Here is an 18,500-nt window from a genome sequence, read left to right as displayed (position 1 = left end):
GTTTTCTCAGGACGATGTGCCCTCCCCTTCGACTTGGGTGATTTGCCTATACAGGTGCCAACTGGCATGGCCTAACAGTGGCAGAACCACCAAAAGGCCCAGAAACCAGGGCACCATGGCCAGGAACGTCAGAACAGCGATGATTACCCCCCAGGCAAGCATCACCGGAAAATTCCCGGACACATAGGTAAAACTTGCAATCATTGCCGTGACAAAATCCAGTTCGCGATCCAGCAGCAGTGGGATCGACAATACGGTGATCATATAGAGAACGGTTGCGAATACCGCCCCAACCACCGTGCCCACAGCCAGCATTGTCAGGCCATTCGCCGTCAGAAAGACCTCAAGCGAGGATGACACGTTAGTCATCGTGGCCAGCCCAAGGAACAGGGCAAAGATCATGTGCCCCAGGAAAAACCAGAACAGAAACACCACGACGATGATGGCGCAAATCGACGGCAATTGCCGGCGGCTTTGTTGCAGCACGACACCAAAGATTGCACCAAGATCCAGCGGTTCGCCCTGTTCCAGCCGGTGCGACACCTCGTAAAGGCCAACAGCGGCAAACGGGCCGATCAGTGGAAAGCCGATAGCTGCCAGAACCAGCCAGAAGGTTGTACCAGTCTGGATGGTGACCCATGCCATCGCCCATCCCGCAAGCACGTAGAACCCGGCAAAGATCAACCCGAACTGCGGCGCGCGCCGAAAGTCGGCCCAGGCGCGCTTCAACGCTGTGCGCAGCATGGCTGTATCTACCGGACGCATGTCCGGAACGCCAAATGGCTTTTCCATTTAGTCTCCTCCCTGATCGGCGTTATGACATCGCCGGCCTCTTGTTAGGCCAGTCGGTTTCGGTGTGATACGCCGCCCCGACCGACAGTAATTTCTGATCCGATCCTTTTGGTCCAAACAGTTGAAAGCCCATGGGCAGGCCCTGCACACCAAACCCGGCGGGCGCGGCCAGACAAGGCAAGCCAATCAGGCTGACCGGTACCGTGACATGCATCCAGCGATGATATGTATCCATTGCGCGGTCCGCGATCCGGGTGGGGTATGGCGTTTCGATCCCAAACGGCCAAACCTGTGCGGATGGCAGGACCAGGGCATCAAACTGCTCGAACAGTTCCGCCGCGCGCCGGAACCATTCTGACCGAATTACGCTGGCGTGATGCACGTCCATGGCACTCATCGTCAGACCCCGGTCCAGCTCCCACTGGGCTGTGTCTTTCAGATGGTCCCGTCGTTCAGCCAAAGGTTCCAGCCCTGCGGCGACAGTCCAGGACCGCAGGGTGATCCAACTGGTCCATAACCGTTCGGCATCGAAAGGCGGGGCGACATGTTCAACACGCGCGCCCCGCGCTTCGAACACCTTCAACGCATCCCGGCACAGCTCAAGGATTCCGGCTTCAACTGGAAAGGCCCCGCCCCAATCGCCCAGCCAGCCAATGCGCAGCCCGTTCAGATCTGCTGCGACCACTGGGGAAACCGGTGTATATTCTCCGACCAATGGCAGGCGCGGATCGGGCCCCGAGATCACGTCGAGCAGGATACCCAAATCTTCGGGACTGCGCGCCATCGGCCCCAGCGTGGACAGTTGATGCAGGAAACTGTCACCCACAGGATCAGACGGCACCCTGCCCCAGCTTGGGCGAAAGCCGTAGACGTTGTTCCAGGCCGCCGGGTTGCGCAGGCTGCCCATCATGTCAGACCCGTCGGCCAATGCCACCATACCCGTTGCCAAAGCCACTGCCGCACCACCGGATGAGCCACCGCAGGTGAAACTGGCATCATACGGGTTGCGCGTCGCACCATAGACCGGGTTGAACGTGTGCGAACCCAGCCCGAACTCCGGCGTATTGGTCTTGCCGATCAGGATGGCGCCCGCGGCCCGCATCCTAGCGGCAATCAGATCATCCCTGTCAGGGACGACATCCCTGAAAACAGGCGATCCATGCGAAGAGACAATACCTGCCACATTGACCAAATCCTTGACGGCAATTGGCAGTCCGTGCAGCGGGCCAGTGACAGGGCCGCTGTCGCGGGTCTGCGCTTCGGCCATCAGCTCGCCCTTGTCCCGCAGCGCCACGATGGCGTTCACGTCACCGTTGACTTTGGCAGTGCGATCCAGCGTGGCCCGCATGACTTCTGTGGCCGAAACCTGCCGGGTAGCCAGTTGGTTCAGAAGCTCTGTGGCAGATATCCGGGTCAGGTCCATAACACGCCAGTCTGTTGTTGGTCTTCGACAGCCTAGCGAGCGGTTCACCTCATTTAAACCCACTGTTTAGATGTATCTTTTCTTGTCTTACTAACAACAGCATCACAGTGCTTTGCGGTGCAATGGCAGGTTGCTGTCCCGGCCCAGCCAATACCGTAGGCAAACGGCAATGGCCGCGCTACTCAACACCAGCCAGACCCCACCCCACAGCATCGCGGTGCCGCCGAATTCCTCGGCCAGTAGGAACGCGTCCGAGCGCGCGCCGGACCGTCGGATGGTGTCATCAAAGATATCAAACGGGACATAGATCATGCTGGTCAGCCCGATGACGCGCAGCACCAGATCACTGACCTCGTGGCTCATGAACCACGCTGTCGCAATCATTGCGGCCCCGGCGCCTGCGCAAAACAGCAAGGCGAAAGCATCGCGTATGTACAGCAGTGCGATCAGACACATGATTGCGCCGAAAACAGCCAAAACAGCCCGGTCAGCATTTGTTTTCAAGGCGATGATCAAAAACGCCATGCCAAACACAAGCGAGCCGAGATAGCCGGCGGACAGGCTGAGAAACCTGTTGCCGCCCCGGCCGATCACCATCCCTCCTTGCTGGGGTGAGATCGTGAAACTCTCGACCGAACCGCCAGTCAGTAGGATTGTCACGGCATGAGACAGCTCATGCAGAAAGACGACCAGAATTTTCAGCGGAACAACAAACGGCGTGTTCCAGAGCGCAAAGACCAGACCGGTGATCAGGATTAGCTGCCAGTGCCCTTTCAGCAGGTCCGGAAAGGAACGCTGGCGTGTCACCTTAGCTGTCGCCCTGCGCCTCGGATCGGCTTTTGCCTGCCACGTTCAGGGCCAAGGTTGCCGCCATGAATCCGTCCAGATCCCCGTCCAGAACCCCTTTGGTATCCGAGGTTTCGTGATTGGTTCGCAGGTCCTTGACCATCTGATAGGGCTGCAAGACGTAAGACCGGATCTGGTTGCCCCAGCCCGCATCGCCCTTAGCCTCGTGCGCCGCGTTGATATCCGCGTTGCGGCGATCCAGTTCCTGCTGGTACAGGCGCGATTTCAGGGCTTTCATGGCAATATCACGGTTCTGGTGCTGCGACTTTTCCGAGCTGGTCACAACAATCCCGGTCGGGATGTGCGTGATCCGAACAGCCGAGTCGGTGGTGTTCACGTGCTGGCCACCAGCCCCCGAAGACCGGTAGGTGTCGATGCGGATATCGGCCGGGTTCACCTCGATCTCGATATTGTCGTCGACCACCGGATAGACCCAGACCGAGCTGAAAGACGTGTGGCGTTTTGCTGCCGAGTCATAGGGCGAGATCCGCACCAGCCGGTGTACGCCGCTTTCCGATTTCAGCCAGCCATAGGCGTTGTGACCGGAAATCTTGTAGGCTGCGGATTTGATCCCCGCTTCTTCGCCCGGTGTCTCGGATTGCAGCTCGACAGTGTAACCCTTTTTCTCGGCCCAGCGCACATACATGCGCGCCAGCATCGACGCCCAGTCGCAGCTTTCGGTTCCCCCCGCGCCCGAGTTGATTTCGAGGAACGTATCATTGCTGTCGGCCTCACCGTCCAGCAGCGCCTCAAGCTCTTTTTTGGCGGCTCTGGCTTTCAGCGTCTTGATCGCCGCTTCGGCATCCTGAACGACTTCTTGGTCTTCCTCCATCTCGCCCAACTCGATCAGTTCGATATTGTCGTTGAGGTCGGTCTTGATGGATTCATACGTCTCGATTGCATCGACCAGCATCTGCCGCTCGCGCATCAGTTTCTGCGCGTTTTCAGGGTTATCCCAAAGGTTGGGGTCTTCGACGCGCGCGTTGAATTCCTCAAGGCGATGCGGCGCGGTTTCATAGTCCATACGCTGCGCCAGCAGCTCCAGCGACTTTTTGATATCCGCCACGATGTTCTGGGTTTCGGCGCGCATGGTCTTGTCCCAACTTGCTCAATCAGGCCTGCGTGATAGCAAGAGGTGCGAGACACCACAAGACAGGCTGGATGCTGAAACAGCTATCGTGCTTTCAATCAGAAAGATGCGCAATCGCCCGAATTTCCACCAGCGCCCCTTCCCGTCGCAATCCCGCAACTTCAACTGCGGTCCAGGCCGGGTAAGGCGCGGTCAGAACCTCAAGGCGCACGCGATCGAACAGGTCGAAATGATCTCGCATTTCAACGTGGTAGGTCGTCATCTCGACCACTGCATCCAATCCAAGGCTGGCTTCCTTCAAGACCTCTGCAATCTTTGCAAAGGCGTTTCGGAATTGTTCTTCCGGATCGCTTGGCATGGAGCCGTCCGCCCCGCTACCGGTCATGCCGGTGAGAAAAACATGCTGACCCGAGAGGACGCCCGGAGAAATGCGCAACTGTCCGGGTGCCCCCAGCAAAGAGTGCGGAATCAGCGGAGTTTTAGCCAATTGGAATGCGCCTTGTCAGTAAAGCCCACCGGTGCTCAGATCCCCTTGGGAAGCTTTCGGTCCAACGGTCACGGTCTCGCCCGTTGACGTCTGGACCTGAACCCCCGCGCGCTGCACCTCTTCAAACAATGGCAGGTCCGATCCGATGGCAAAACCACCATCATAGACACGGTCGATGAAACCATCGACACCGTCGCGGAAGAATTCGGCCACGACATAGTCACCGGTGGCATCATCGGGCAGACGGGCCCCGCTGAAACGGTCGATCTTGATGAAATGGCCGCCTTCGGGCACTTCGAACGGACCGCCGCCATATTTCTCGACCGCTTTTTCCATGAAGCTCTGGAACACAGGGCCGCACAGCGTGCCGCCATAGGCCCCACGTCCCATCGGACGCGGTCGATCATAACCGATGTAGCAACCGGCCACGATATTCGACGTAAAGCCGATGAACCACGCGTCCTTCGAGTCGTTGGTGGTTCCGGTTTTGCCCGCTGTTGGCACGGGCAGATTCACAACGCTGGATGCCGTCCCGCGGTCGACCACGCCCTTCATCATCGATGTCAGCTGGTAGGCGGTGATCGCATCCATGACCTGTGCGCGATCCGTGACAAGCGTCGGCGATTCATCTGGTTCCAGCCAGGTCGAGTTACAATCCAGACATTGGCGGTCATCGTGGCGATAGATGGTTTTCCCGAACCGGTCCTGAATGCGATCGACCAGAGTGGGTTCCACACGCTGGCCGCCGTTTGCAAACATCGCATAGGCCGCGACCATCTTGTAAAGCGTGGTTTCCTCGGCCCCCAGCGAGTTGGCCAAGAATGCGCCCATCCGGTCATAGACACCGAACCGTTCCGCATAGCCCGCAACGACAGGCATTGTAACTTCCTGCGCCAGACGGATGGTCATCAGGTTCCGCGACTGTTCGATCCCTGTGCGCAAAGGAGTTGGACCGTAGAATTTGTTGGAAGAGTTCTTGGGGCGCCACAGCCCCTGCGGCGTGTTCACTTCGATCGGCGCATCGACGACGATGGTCGCGGGGCTGTATCCGCTGTCCAGCGCAGCAGCATAGACAAATGGCTTGAACGACGATCCCGGCTGGCGCTGTGCCTGTGTGGCCCGGTTGAACACGGTGTCCTGATACGAGAACCCGCCCTGCATCGCCAGAACGCGACCCGAGTTCACATCCATCGCGACAAAGGCACCCTGCACCTCTGGCACCTGGCGGGCTGACCATTGCCCATCTTCACCCGCAACAACAAGAATGACATCGCCGCGCTTGAAGTTGGCCGCAAAATCACCCTGCATCCATTTGATGTCCGCGCGCGGGATTATACCATCGGCAGGACCTTCTTCGACACCAACGGTTATTTGCTGGTCGGTCACGCCCAGTACCACGGCGGGATACCACCGGGTTGGCAGAATGACGTCGCGCGGAACTTCCACGGCCGCCAGCGCCTCGCGCCATTGCGCCTCATCCGCTAGTTTTTCTTCCGGGATCACGTCACCTGTTCCGCGCCATTTGCCACGGGAGCGGTCATATTTCTCGAGCGCCTCGCGCAGGGCACGTGCGGCCTCAACCTGCATTTCCTCATCCACCGATGCACGCACGGTGAAGCCGCCGGTAAAGAACTCGCCCTCACCAAAATCTTCGCTCAGCTGGCGACGGATTTCGTCGGTGAAATAGTCGCGGGGCGGCAGGGCTGTACGGAAACTTTCAAAATCTCCGTTCTGGACCGAGCGCAGTGGCAATTCGACCTCAGCCTCATAAGTCGCCTGATCGATGTAACCGTTCTGCTGCATCTCGCGTAACACGTAATTGCGCCGGGCCAGAAGGCGCTCTTTTTGCCAAACGGGGTGGTAATCTGACGGCGCTTTGGGCATGGCAGCCAGCATGGCGGCCTCATGCGGGGCAAGTTCCTGCAGGGTCTTGTTGAAATAGGTCTGCGCGGCGGCAGTCACACCGTAAGAGTTCTGGCCCAGAAAGATCTCGTTCATATAAAGTTCGAGGATCTGTTCCTTGTCCAATGTATCCTCAAGCCGGGTCGCAAGAATGATTTCCTTGATCTTACGCTCGGCCCGGCGGTCACCGGACAGCAGAAAATTCTTCATGACCTGCTGCGTAATAGTCGACGCACCGCGAACGGTTTCGCCCTTGGTCCGCACCGCCTCGACCCCGGCGGCAATGATGCCACGCGGGTCATAGCCCTGATGGTTGTAGAAATTCTTGTCTTCCGCCGAAATAAACGCCTGCTTCACCAGATCCGGGATTTCCTCGGACGGGGTAAACAGGCGGCGTTCCTGCGCGAATTCATCGATCAGCTTGCCTTCACCCGAATAGATCCGGCTGATCGTGGGTGGCTTGTACTGTGCCAGCGACTCGTGGCTGGGCAGATCGCGCCCATACATCCAGAACACCGCACCGATCACCAGCGCGGCCATGAAAATACCCAATGTCACGAGGCTGAAAATCGCCCCGAAAATCGAAAGAATGAACCGGATCACGTTACTGCCTTTTTCTCGCGGTGCCGCCTATATAGTGATGCGCCGCCCAAGGGTCAAAACACCGAGCGTATTCTAGCCGTTTTGCGCCGCAAGGTCACTGGCCAATAAGGGATTTGCGGATCACATCCTGCTGGCGCCAATCTTCAAGCCCCCGATGAATTCCCAGCGCCATTCTCGCCCGCCAATCAGGATCATTGAGGTTCTTCAGGTCTCTGGGGCTGGACAGAAACCCAAGCTCGACCAGAACCGACGGGATGTCCGCCGCCTTGAGCACTGAAAAAGACGCGGTACGCAAGGGTTTGCCGTTCATCGGCCCCCCTTGTTGTGCCAGACCGTTTGCAATGGCCTTGGCCAGCGCGCTTGTGCGTGGCATCGTTTCCTGACGGGCCATGTCCAGCAGAACATCCGTGATCTGATCATCTGCCCCGTTCAGATCGACACCGGAAATCAAATCCCCGCGGTCGTGCCGTTCCGCCAGCTTCGCACTGGCCACATCGGAGGCATCGTTGGACAGGGTATAAACCACCGCACCATGCGCCCGCCCTTCGGACAGGGAATCAGCGTGCAGCGAAATGAACAGGTCCGCACCGGCCCGGTGCGCCAGCGCAATTCGGCGCTCCAGCGAGACGAACTGATCGTCGACCCGTGTCAAAACCACCTCGTACCCGCCTGATCTTAGAAGGATTTCGCGCAGCTCACGCGCGAAAGTCAGCATCAGGGTTTTTTCATCAATCGCGTCAGTCTCGGCCCCCGGATCAATGCCTCCGTGGCCCGGATCCAGCATGACACGCAAGGGTCGGTCGGCACTGCGCACCGCGGCTTGCGGCACATCCGCCGGTTCCGGCAAGTCCCAGCCCGGGTTTCGCGGCGCACCTGCCGAGGCGTTGAAAGCATCGAAATCCGTCCCCTTGAGGTCGAGCGACAGCAATGCGGCCCCCGAATCCTCTGCCACCGACAATTCTGCCTTCGTCACTGCCATCGGCGCACCCAGTTCCAGCACCAGACGTGACCAACCCGGAACATATGCGCCAAACTGCACACCGCTGATGCGATCGGATTGCAGGAAATCTTCGCGGGTCAGCCCGGCCCAATCCACTTCGTTGAAGTCCAGAACCATACGGTAGGGATCCTGCAAGGTGAAAATCCTGTAGGGAACGCCCTGACTGAGGGCGATGTCCACCCGAACACCGGTACGCCCGACATCCGTAATACGGCTCTGGTCAGGCTGGACACGCGCCAACGCGCTGAAATCCTGCGCAATGGCACCACCAGCCAACGCCCAGAACAGCGCAATGCTAAAGAAGATCCTGCTCATGGCCTCAAGTTTTCCCGAGATCGTTTGTCGGTCACCCTATACCACAAGGGGCGGTTTGTGAACGGCTCAGGCCCGTTCCGTGACAGCACCGCGCCGGATCATAAACAGGCGCAAACGCTCAAGCCCTTCCTGAATGTCATCCGTCGCGCGCGCATAGGAAAAACGCAATGTGGTATGGCCGCGCTGCGGGTCAAAATCCAGCCCGGGTGTCACAGCCACACCGGCCTGTTCCAGAATCTCGGCCGCAAATGCGCGGCTGTCATCGGTCAGATCAGACACATCGGCATAGACATAAAACGCCCCGTCGGGCGGCGCGATGTTCGAAAACCCGGCCTTGGGCAGCCCGTCCAGCATCAGCGCGCGATTGCGGCGGTACACGTCCAGATTGGCTTGCAATTCGTTGTCGCAATCCATCGCAGCCAGCGCCGCGACCTGACTGGCGTGGGGGGCGCAGATGAACATGTTCTGAGCGATCCGTTCGACCACGCGCACCTGATCCTCGGGCACCACCATCCAGCCTACGCGCCATCCGGTCATCGAAAAGTACTTCGAGAACGAGTTGATCACATAGCATTCATCTGTCAGTTCCAGCGCCGTCACGGCCTTGGCTTCGTATTCCAGCCCGTGGTAAATCTCGTCACTGATGAACGACGCGCCCTGCCCATGAGCCGCCTCGATCAGGGCACCCATGGCGGCGCGATCCAACATCGTACCGGTCGGGTTTGCGGGTGAAGCCACCATCAGCCCTTTCAGGTCCATCCCCTGAATATCCGCTGCGACAGGCTGCAACCTGTTTTCCGGCGCGGTCGGCAGGTCGACCGGGACCAGACCCAGCGCCTTCAGGATCTGGCGATAGGACGGATAGCCGGGCGCCCCGATACCGACACGGTCGCCACTGTCGAACAAAGCGGTAAAGGTCAGCAGGAATCCGCCGGACGAGCCAGGAGTGATCACCACCCGCTCGGGGTTCAGGTCGACATTGTACCAATCGCCGTAAAGCCGGGCGATCCGCTGCCTCAGGGCGGGCAGACCCAGGGCAACCGTATAGCCCAGCGGGCCTTGCTCCATCGCCGCGGCCAAAGCTTCGGTCGCACCCTTTGGCGCGCCGGTTCCGGGCTGGCCGACTTCCATGTGGATCACGTGGCGACCTGCCTCTTCGGCCTTGCGTGCCGCCTCCATCACATCCATCACGATGAAGGGATCGACCCCGGACCGGGTTGAGTTTCTCATGCCCATCTCCCATGTTGCAGTCATGGCTTTTGAGCGCGTATCCCGGTTGGCGTCAATCCCGGCCCTGATGGTTGCCGTTGTCGTCTGGCTGGCGGCAGCGGTTCAATCGCACGCGCAAAGCCTGATCCGCGACCCTGATATCGAACATGGCCTGCGTGAACTGGCCTTTCCGGTGTTGCGGGCTGCGGGGCTGAACACGAACCGGGTTCAGATTCTGGTCGTAAACGACAACACGTTCAATGCATTCGTCATCGACTACAACGCGATTTATGTGAACTACGGGCTGATTCTGACCGTCGAAAGCCCCGAGATGTTGCAGGCTGTCATCGCCCACGAGGCCGCACATATCTCGAATGGTCATCTGGCACGACGGGCTGAGAACCTGAAAGCGGCGCAGCGCAACGCCAGCCTCGGCACGGCTTTGGCCCTGCTGGCAGCTGCGGCAGGTGGGGGCGAGGCCGCCATCGGGATCGCTGCTGGCACCCAAGGCGCAGCAATTCGCGGTTTTCTGGGTCACACCCGCGCGGAAGAGGCATCCGCTGACCGCAGCGCCGCAAGTTACCTGCGATGGGCCGAAATCTCACCCAGCGGGATGGTGGAACTGCATCGGAAGTTCGCCGGTCAGGAACTGCTGAGTGTCGCCAATCAGGACCCCTATATGCGCTCACACCCAACAAGCCGTGATCGTCTGCGCGCCGCCGAGGCGTTCCTGGACGAGTTTGGCGACCGCGCCGTTCCAAACCCCAATTCGGATTACTGGTTTGCGCGGGTTAAAGGCAAGCTGTCGGCCTTTCTGCGGTCACCCAGCTGGACCTTGCGGCGTGCCGGTGAAGAACCCTATCGCGACATCCGCCTGATGCGAGAGGCTTCGGCCTATCATCAGAACCGCGATCTGTCCCGCGCCCGTGCCGCGATAGACGCGGCACTTGCCGAACGTCCTGATGACCCGTTCTATTACGACCTAAAGGGGCAAATCCTGTTGGAAAACAGAAGGGTAAGCGAGGCTGTTAAAGCCTATGCAAGCGCTGTTGAAAAGGCCCCGAACAATGCGTTGATCCTTGCGGGCTATGGGCGCGCCCTGCTGGCGCAAGGGGAAACAAAACAGGCATTGAATGCATTGGAACAGGCGCGTGCGCGCGACTTTCGTAACGCACGCCTGATGCAGGACCTGGGTGTGGCTTACGCGCAGGTCGGAAATAACGGTATGGCTTCGACCGTGACGGCAGAGCGTTACGCGCTGCAAGGTCGGATGGAGGATGCCGGAATTCACGCGAAACGGGCCGTGGCGCAATTGCCCGAAGGCTCTCCGGGTTGGCAAAGGGCACAAGACGTGCTGATTGCCTCAGAACGACTCAAGAAAGACAAAAGGAAACGGAAATGATCCTCAGACATGCTGCACCTGCCCTTCTGGGGCTTTCCATGGCGGCGACCTCAGCACAGGCGCTGGACCTGAACGCGATGAATGATGCCGAAAAGGCAGAGTTTGGCGCTCAGGTACGCGAATACCTGCTGGAAAACCCCGAAGTCATTATCGAGGCAATCAATATCCTCGAACAGCGAAACGCAGTGGCCGAAGCGGCCGCCGACAAAGAACTGGTCGCCGCCAATGCGGAAGAACTGTTCGACGATGGCTATAGCTGGGTCGGCGGCAACCCGGACGGCGATATTACACTGGTCGAGTTTATGGACTACCGCTGCGGCTATTGCCGCCGCGCGGTGCCCGAAGTGGCAAACCTGCTGGCCAGCGATGGCAACATTCGCTTTGTGATCAAAGAACTGCCAATTCTGGGCGACGCATCTGTTTTGTCCTCGCGCTTTGCGGTGGCAACTAAGCAAGTGGCGGGCAATGACGCCTATAAACAGGTTCACGATGCGCTGATGGAATTCGGCGGTGAACCCTCAGAAGTAACTCTTCGCCGCATCTCTGACGGGCTGGGTCTGGACAGTGACGCGATCATCGCCGCGATGGACAGCGACAGCGTCACGGATGAGATCAGCCGCACCCGTGCCCTGGCGCAACGGATGCAGATTTCGGGCACGCCCTCATTCGTGCTGGGAACCGAGTTGCTGCGCGGCTATCTGCCCGCCGATCAGATGCAGCAGATTGCAGATGGCGTTCGCGCAGAACAGGGTTGATAGGTATTGGGGGCGGCACAGCTGCCCCCAGACAAAAAGGCGGACTGATCACTGACCTCAGCCGTCTGCCGGTTCCACGGCCCGTTGATAGAGATGCCACGTGGTATGGCCAAGGATCGGCAAGGTAAAGATCAAGCCCATAAACGCCGGAACCATCGACAATAACATTGTGACCGAGATGATCGCTGCCCAGCCGAGCATGACCACAGGGCTTTCCGAGACGACGCGTAAAGACGTCAACATGGCTGAAACAAAATTTGTTTCCCGGTCCAGAAGCATAGGCATGGCGACGACAGTGACCGAAAACAGGACAGCCGACAGGAACGCCCCGACACAGGTGCCGATTGCAAGGAATGTCCACCCCTGCGGAGTGAACAAGATGATGTTCAAGAATCCGTCAAAATCCGAAAAGGATGAATTCTGCAGGATGATCGCAAGCCAAAGCCGGACCTGATAAACCCAAACCCAGAAAATGAACAGCGTGACAAAGGCCATCCAGCCCATTTCGCGCTTGCGTTGATCGGCCATGACAGTGAGGATTTCATACCAGCCAAAACTCTCGCCCTTCTGTAACCGCCGGGACATCTCATAAAGTCCTGCAGCGGCGAAAGGCGCGACCAGAGGAAATCCGACAATCGCAGGAATGATCATCCAGATTTTGCCAAGCCAGACCAAGCTCCAGACCATCAGGATTCCGAAAGCCGCATAGAAAAGCCCGAAGAAACCGCTCATGAAGGGGCGCGCCAGAAAATCGGAAAACCCAGCTTTCAGCGACGCCTTTATGTCATCCGAAGTAACCCGATTGACCTTGGGCATGGCCTGCTGGTGTGGCGTCAGGTTCTCAGGTGGCGTAGGGCCTGCGGTCTTGGATGTCATGACACACTCCTCCCAAAGCATGGGTCCGCGCGGGTCTGTTTACCAACAGAACCAGCGGCGAAACAGGCATCGTTCAGTCACGAAACAAGTTTGCAACAGCTCAGGCATCAGGGCAAGGGATGAGTAAGGTCGCTATGCCTGCCTTACCGACACAGCCAACCCCACACTACTCTGCGGCTTCCGCAGCCGCATCCAGTTCCGCGGCTTTCTTTTCGACCTGTTCCACGATGTGGTCGATCATCTGATCGTTGGACATCTTGTGGCTGGCCTTGCCTGCCAGATAGACCATCCCGGACCCGGCCCCGCCACCGGTAAACCCGACATCGGTCATCAACGCCTCGCCCGGCCCGTTGACCACGCAGCCGATGATCGACAGGCTCATCGGTGTCTTGATGTGTTCCAGACGGCGTTCCAGCGCCTCGACGGTCTTGATGACGTCAAACCCCTGCCGTGCGCAGGACGGGCATGAGATGATGTTGACGCCCCGGTGGCGCAGACCAAGGGACTTGAGGATTTCAAAGCCAACCTTCACCTCTTCCACCGGATCGGCAGACAGGCTGACGCGGATCGTGTCGCCGATCCCCATCCACAGCAGGTTGCCCAACCCGATGGCAGATTTGATGGTGCCGGACACCAGTCCGCCCGCCTCGGTGATACCCAGATGGATGGGCGCATCAGTGGCTTCGGCTATGCCCTGATATGCGGCGGCGGACAGGAAAACGTCGCTGGCCTTCACACTGATTTTGAACTCATGAAAATCATTGTCCTGAAGGATGCGGATATGTTCCAACCCGCTTTGGACCATCGCTTCGGGGCACGGCTCGCCATATTTCTCAAGCAGGTGCTTTTCCAGACTGCCCGCATTCACGCCGATCCGGATCGAGCAATTGTGGTCGCGCGCGGCCTGAATGACTTCTTTCACCCGGCGTTCATCGCCGATGTTGCCGGGATTGATGCGCAGACAGGCAGCGCCTGCCTCGGCCGCCTCGATACCACGGCGATAGTGAAAATGGATGTCCGCAACGATGGGCACCGGGCTTTCGCGCACGATCTCTTTCAATGCCTTAGCCGACGCCTCATCGGGGACTGAAACGCGCACGATATCCGCGCCAGCCTCCGCCGCGGCCTGAACCTGCGCCACTGTTGCCGCCACATCGGTGGTCAGGGTGTTGGTCATGGTCTGAACGGCGATCGGGGCATCGCCCCCGACAGGGACGTTGCCGACCATGATTTGACGGGATTTACGACGATAAATGTCGCGCCAAGGGCGCACGTGATTAAGGGACATAAGGACGGATCCGCGTCTGCCTGAGTTGCGACAGTAGATAGTCCGGCAAAGGGGTTACCGCAATGGCAAGATCACTCGGCGGGCGCTTCTGTCGCCGCGGTTTGCAGTTCAGCCACCAGCTGCTTGAGCGCGCTGTTCTGATCCGCTTCAAGATCGGCAACGGCATAAACTTCCGAAACTGCGTCTTTCGAGAGGATCACCCCTTTGGCAACCGTGCCGGGTGCCCCTGCCGGGCCATAGTGCTCGCCGTTCATCGAGAAATAAACCGATCCCGACGCCCCTGCCCGCAACAGCGGCGGTTCTTCTGTCAGCGGAACCTCAAAGACACTGCCTTGCTCGACCGTCCCAAGCGTCCCTTCGAAAATGACACTGCCATCTGCCGCCGTTACCCGCATCCAAGATGGATCGACAGCAACGATTTTCAGCGTGGTATCAACCTGTTCCACGACCTGAGGCAAAGCTGGTCGTTCAACCGTGTGCACTTCGGCAACTTCGAACTGCGGCAGGCTTGGCGGGCGGAAGGTTCCGACATCGCGCGGGTCAAGGGTCGAAATCGGCGCATCGCGGGCAACCAGAACCGGAACATCCAAGGCCTGCGGACGATAGAGACGGTCCAGTGCCTCGGTATTCGCCGCAGCAACCACATCATCGACAACGCCGCCGCGCACGGCATCCAGCGGATCAAGGTCGGACAGCACCACAGGCGCTTGTTCAACCGGGCTGACCTGCACCTGCTGGATCTTGTTCAGAACGGCCCACCCGCCATAGCCGATGCCGCCAATTACCGCCAACAGCACCAGCGACGAGCCGATGGCGCGCGGTTCAATCTGACTGACCAGAGATTCCTTGCCCGGAATGTACGGCGTATTGGGCGAGATGAAGGGATCGCGTCCCATTGGCCCACGCGCAGGAAGCGCACCGGTCGGCTTTCGCACCACCGAAGCCTCGGCCGACATGCCATGCGCGACCGAAAAACCGCTTTCCGCGCAGAAAGTCGAGAATGTTTCATCCGGGTTCATTCCCAGATAACGCGCATAAGAACGCACATACCCGGCGATAAAGCCGGGCGTGTCAAAGGCATCGGGATCCGCGTTTTCGATGGCAGCAATGTAGTTGGCTTTGATCCTCAACTCGCGCTGAACATCCAACAGGGATTTGCCCATGGTTGCGCGTTCGCCGCGCATCTTGTCACCAAGGCGTACCTCGTAGTCATCAAACCCTTTGGGTCTGACATCTACGTCCTCATCAGATTCGCGCTGTGATCTGCGCCCAATCATTCCTGCTGCCCCATTCTGCCTGTCGCGTGTTTCGCGTTAGCGGCGAATCATCCCCAAAACGATTCGTCTGCCAATTTTGTTAGCGTAAGCTTAACACGCGGCAAATACGTTGCACACTTTGGCGTGAGGTTAACCGGCAAGTTCGGCGCGATTTAGCGCACAATGTGACCAAAGTTCGTCCATCGCCTGTACCAGACGGTTCATTTCGTCAGGTCCATGCACCGGAGAAGGGGTAAAGCGCAGACGCTCGGTTCCGCGCGGAACGGTCGGGAAATTGATCGGTTGCACATAAATGCCGTAATCATCCAACAGCATATCGCTGAGCTTCTTGGTATGGACCGGGTTTCCGACGATCACGGGCACGATATGGCTTCCGTGGTCGATCAGCGGCAGTCCCATCCCCTTCAACCGCAGCTTGAGGATTTTGGCCTGCGTCTGATGCTGCTCGCGCAGTTCAGGTGCAGTTTTCAGGTAGGCAACAGATGCGGCAGCCCCGGCCGCAACCGCAGGTGGCAGGGACGTGGTAAAGATAAAGCCCGGTGCGTATGACCGCACGGCGTCGCACATCTTGGCGCTGGCCGCGATATAGCCGCCCATCACGCCATAGGCTTTTGCCAGCGTGCCGTTAATGATGTCGATCCGGTGGGCAAGGTTATCGCGCTCGGTCACACCGCCGCCGCGCGGGCCATACATGCCCACGGCATGCACTTCATCAATATAGGTCAGCGCGCCGAATTCATCTGCCAGATCACAGATTTCTTCGATTGGACCAAAATCGCCATCCATTGAATAAACCGACTCGAATACGATCAGTTTGGGCGCGGCGGGGTCATCCGCCTCAAGCAGTTCGCGCAGATGCGCCACGTCATTGTGCCGGAAGATGCGCTTAGCTCCGCCATTCCGGCGTACGCCTTCGATCATCGAGGCATGGTTCAGCGCGTCAGAATAGATGATCAGGCCAGGGAACAGTTTGGGCAGCGTGCTGAGCGTTGCGTCATTGGCGATATAGGCGCTGGTAAAAAGCAGCGCGGCTTCCTTGCCGTGCAGATCGGCCAGTTCAGCCTCAAGCCTTTTGTGATAAACTGTGGTGCCCGAGATATTGCGTGTACCGCCCGAACCTGCACCGGCTGCATCAACGGCTTCGTGCATTGCATTAAGAACGACCGGGTTTTGCCCCATGCCCAGATAATCGTTGCCGCACCATACGGTGATATTCTGCTGTGACCCGTCCGGACGCGTGCGCACCGCATGGGGGAAATGTCCATTGCGACGTTCGATATCGATAAAGGTCCGGTAACGACCTTCATCATGCAGCCTGGCAATCGCTGAATCGAGCTGAGCAGTATAGTCCAAAGGACCCTCCTTGAACGCCCGTATCCGGTTTCCCACTGGGCGAAATTTTCGCCACATCCTACAGCTTACCCTGTTTCGGTGGCTTTGTGTTCCCTTATTCAGCTGGTTACAGCCGAAAAGGTGAACCCAACTTTGATTTGCATCAAATATAAGTTTGCACCCCGTCCGACAAGTAAAGTTACGGCCATCGGACGCGTGGAAACGACGCAGGGCTCGCCGCCCTACCCAAGCTTACACTGCCGGGCCGCAATCCGTGTCAACACCTCTGGACGGCGCCGACAACGCTGCTAGGGTTCGCAGGAACAAAAAAACAGGCAGGAGCCCCCCATGTCGCTAGACGCCGTGCTGAACCGGATTGACGAAGATTTGCAAACCTCGATCGACCGCCTGATGGAACTGCTGCGCATCCCGTCGATTTCGACCGACCCCGCATACAAGGCCGAGGTCAGCCGCGCCGCAGACTGGCTGGTTGCCGATCTGAACAGTATCGGAATTGCGGCTGAGAAACGGGAAACACCGGGCCACCCAATGGTTGTCGGTCACGTGGGTGAGGAGGCGACTGCGCCGCATTTCCTGTTTTACGGCCACTACGATGTGCAGCCGGTCGATCCGCTGAACCTGTGGAACCGGGATCCGTTCGATCCCGCCATTGAGGACACCGAAACCGGTCCGGTCATCCGCGGACGCGGAGCATCAGACGACAAGGGTCAGCTGATGACTTTTGTCGAAGCCTGCCGCGCCTGGAAGGCCGTGCACGGATCCTTGCCCTGCCGCATCACTTTCTTTTTCGAGGGCGAAGAAGAATCAGGCTCGCCCTCACTGGTTCCTTTCCTCAAGGAAAATGCCGCCGAACTCAAAGCGGATCTGGCGCTGGTCTGCGATACATCCATGGTGTCACGCGGCGTTCCGTCAATTGCGGCGCAGTTGAGGGGCATGCTGAAGGACGAGTTTACCATTGTGGGGCCGCGCATCGACCTGCATTCCGGCCACTATGGCGGCCCGGGCCTGAATCCTCTGCGCGAACTGTCGAAAATCGTGACCTCTTTTTATGACGACGAAACCGGACGGGTCGCGGTCGACGGATTCTACGAAGGTGTGCATGAAGTACCCGAAGACCAGTTGCGCCAATGGCAGAATTGCGGCTTCGACGAAGCGGATTATCTGAATTCGGTCGGCTACACCCAACCGCATGGCGAAAAGGGGTACTCCACCTTGGAGCAACAATGGGCACGACCGACGCTCGAAGTGAACGGTCTGTGGGGCGGTTATAACGGTGCGGGCTCCAAAACCGTTATTCCGTCCAAGGCCCATTGCAAAATCACCTGCCGCCTTGTTGGTGACATGGACCCGGACGCGCTGCGCGCCAAAATCCGCAAACATGTCGAGGATCGGCTGTCCCCGGACGCCAAAGTGGTCTGGGACAACGACATGGAAGGTTCTCCCGCGTCGGTCATGAATATCACCCGCCCCGAATTTGAAGCCGCGCGCGGCGCGCTGTCGGATGAGTGGGACCGCGAGGCAGTGTTCACCGGCATGGGGGGATCAATCCCTGTTGTCGGCTATTTCAACACCGTTCTGGGGCTCGACTCGATGCTGGTTGGCTATGCAAACGAAGATGATGCCATCCATTCGCCGAACGAGAAATATGACGTGAAAAGCTTCCACAAGGGCATCCGGTCATGGGTGCGCATTCTGGATGCTTTGAACACATAGTTTTTTTTGCGAGGCTCTGCCTCGCGCTCCGGGATATATGCAGCCAGATGAATAATGGATCCCTGCTTCATCTGGCCCAAAATATCCCGGGGGAGGCGCGCGGCACGCGCGGCTGGGGCAGGGTCACCCAACCGGCCGGGGCAAATACGCCGGTCTTACATATGGATCA

At 58.7% G+C, this 18,500-nt stretch carries 15 protein-coding genes; 3 read left to right on the top strand and 12 right to left on the bottom strand.

From position 1 onward, the window contains the following. Positions 1-6 precede the first annotated feature (6 nt). From ACR0DY_RS00075 to ACR0DY_RS00040, 8 genes are all read right to left on the bottom strand, one after another. On the bottom strand, positions 7-792 hold the full coding sequence (locus ACR0DY_RS00075) for a DUF2189 domain-containing protein (protein ID WP_480485340.1): 786 nt from the start codon (positions 790-792) through the stop codon (positions 7-9). A gap of 22 nt (positions 793-814) precedes the next feature. Next, complete coding sequence (locus ACR0DY_RS00070) at positions 815-2,215, bottom strand: amidase (protein ID WP_480480474.1); 1,401 nt, start codon at positions 2,213-2,215, stop codon at positions 815-817. A 102-nt stretch (positions 2,216-2,317) separates the two neighbouring features. Continuing rightward, on the bottom strand, positions 2,318-3,022 hold the full coding sequence (locus ACR0DY_RS00065) for a M50 family metallopeptidase (protein WP_480480472.1): 705 nt from the start codon (positions 3,020-3,022) through the stop codon (positions 2,318-2,320). 1 nt (position 3,023) lies between these two features. Continuing rightward, on the bottom strand, positions 3,024-4,151 hold the full coding sequence (prfB, locus tag ACR0DY_RS00060; protein ID WP_267364019.1) for a peptide chain release factor 2: 1,128 nt from the start codon (positions 4,149-4,151) through the stop codon (positions 3,024-3,026). 94 nt (positions 4,152-4,245) lie between these two features. After that, a complete protein-coding gene (locus tag ACR0DY_RS00055) occupies positions 4,246-4,587 on the bottom strand; it encodes a RidA family protein (protein ID WP_480545805.1) in 342 nt (113 codons plus the stop codon). Positions 4,588-4,653: 66 nt separating this feature from the next. Next, positions 4,654-7,143, bottom strand: coding sequence for a penicillin-binding protein 1A (locus tag ACR0DY_RS00050; RefSeq protein WP_480545443.1), 2,490 nt, complete (start codon positions 7,141-7,143; stop codon positions 4,654-4,656). Between the two features lie 94 nt (positions 7,144-7,237). Then, a complete protein-coding gene (locus ACR0DY_RS00045) occupies positions 7,238-8,458 on the bottom strand; it encodes an N-acetylmuramoyl-L-alanine amidase (protein ID WP_480545441.1) in 1,221 nt (406 codons plus the stop codon). Positions 8,459-8,524: 66 nt separating this feature from the next. Further along, positions 8,525-9,688 carry a pyridoxal phosphate-dependent aminotransferase gene (locus tag ACR0DY_RS00040; RefSeq protein WP_480545439.1) on the bottom strand — a complete coding sequence of 388 codons (1,164 nt, stop codon included), beginning with the start codon at positions 9,686-9,688 and terminating at the stop codon, positions 8,525-8,527. On the opposite strand from ACR0DY_RS00040, the gene ACR0DY_RS00035 reads away from it, so the two are divergent. Together ACR0DY_RS00035 and ACR0DY_RS00030 are read left to right on the top strand one after the other, a co-directional pair. Further along, positions 9,687-11,069: a M48 family metalloprotease gene (locus tag ACR0DY_RS00035; protein ID WP_480480464.1), complete on the top strand. Its 1,383-nt coding sequence runs from the start codon at positions 9,687-9,689 to the stop codon at positions 11,067-11,069. The two genes, ACR0DY_RS00040 and ACR0DY_RS00035, sit on opposite strands and share 2 nt — an antisense overlap. Beyond that, positions 11,066-11,824 carry a DsbA family protein gene (locus tag ACR0DY_RS00030; RefSeq protein ID WP_480480462.1) on the top strand — a complete coding sequence of 253 codons (759 nt, stop codon included), beginning with the start codon at positions 11,066-11,068 and terminating at the stop codon, positions 11,822-11,824. The genes ACR0DY_RS00035 and ACR0DY_RS00030 overlap by 4 nt, the downstream gene beginning before the upstream one ends. Positions 11,825-11,881: 57 nt before the next feature. On the opposite strand, the gene ACR0DY_RS00025 is transcribed toward ACR0DY_RS00030, so the two are convergent. The 4 genes from ACR0DY_RS00025 to hemA form a co-directional block, all read right to left on the bottom strand. Next, positions 11,882-12,700, bottom strand: coding sequence for a DUF2189 domain-containing protein (locus tag ACR0DY_RS00025; protein ID WP_480480460.1), 819 nt, complete (start codon positions 12,698-12,700; stop codon positions 11,882-11,884). Between the two features lie 166 nt (positions 12,701-12,866). Beyond that, complete coding sequence (ispG, locus tag ACR0DY_RS00020; protein ID WP_480545435.1) at positions 12,867-13,988, bottom strand: flavodoxin-dependent (E)-4-hydroxy-3-methylbut-2-enyl-diphosphate synthase; 1,122 nt, start codon at positions 13,986-13,988, stop codon at positions 12,867-12,869. A 71-nt stretch (positions 13,989-14,059) separates the two neighbouring features. Further along, positions 14,060-15,265 (bottom strand): helix-turn-helix domain-containing protein, encoded by a 1,206-nt coding sequence (locus ACR0DY_RS00015; protein WP_267364006.1) that lies wholly within the window; start codon positions 15,263-15,265, stop codon positions 14,060-14,062. A 129-nt stretch (positions 15,266-15,394) separates the two neighbouring features. Further along, positions 15,395-16,618, bottom strand: coding sequence for a 5-aminolevulinate synthase (gene hemA / locus ACR0DY_RS00010; protein WP_267364005.1), 1,224 nt, complete (start codon positions 16,616-16,618; stop codon positions 15,395-15,397). Positions 16,619-16,945: 327 nt separating this feature from the next. On the opposite strand from hemA, the gene ACR0DY_RS00005 reads away from it, so the two are divergent. Next, positions 16,946-18,331: a M20/M25/M40 family metallo-hydrolase gene (locus ACR0DY_RS00005; RefSeq protein ID WP_480545433.1), complete on the top strand. Its 1,386-nt coding sequence runs from the start codon at positions 16,946-16,948 to the stop codon at positions 18,329-18,331. The last annotated feature ends 169 nt before the right edge of the window (positions 18,332-18,500 follow it).

The organism is Ruegeria sp. O6, assembly GCF_056535045.1.
Note: the sequence above shows the minus strand (reverse complement) of the source record. Positions and strands in the feature narration are given on the sequence as shown.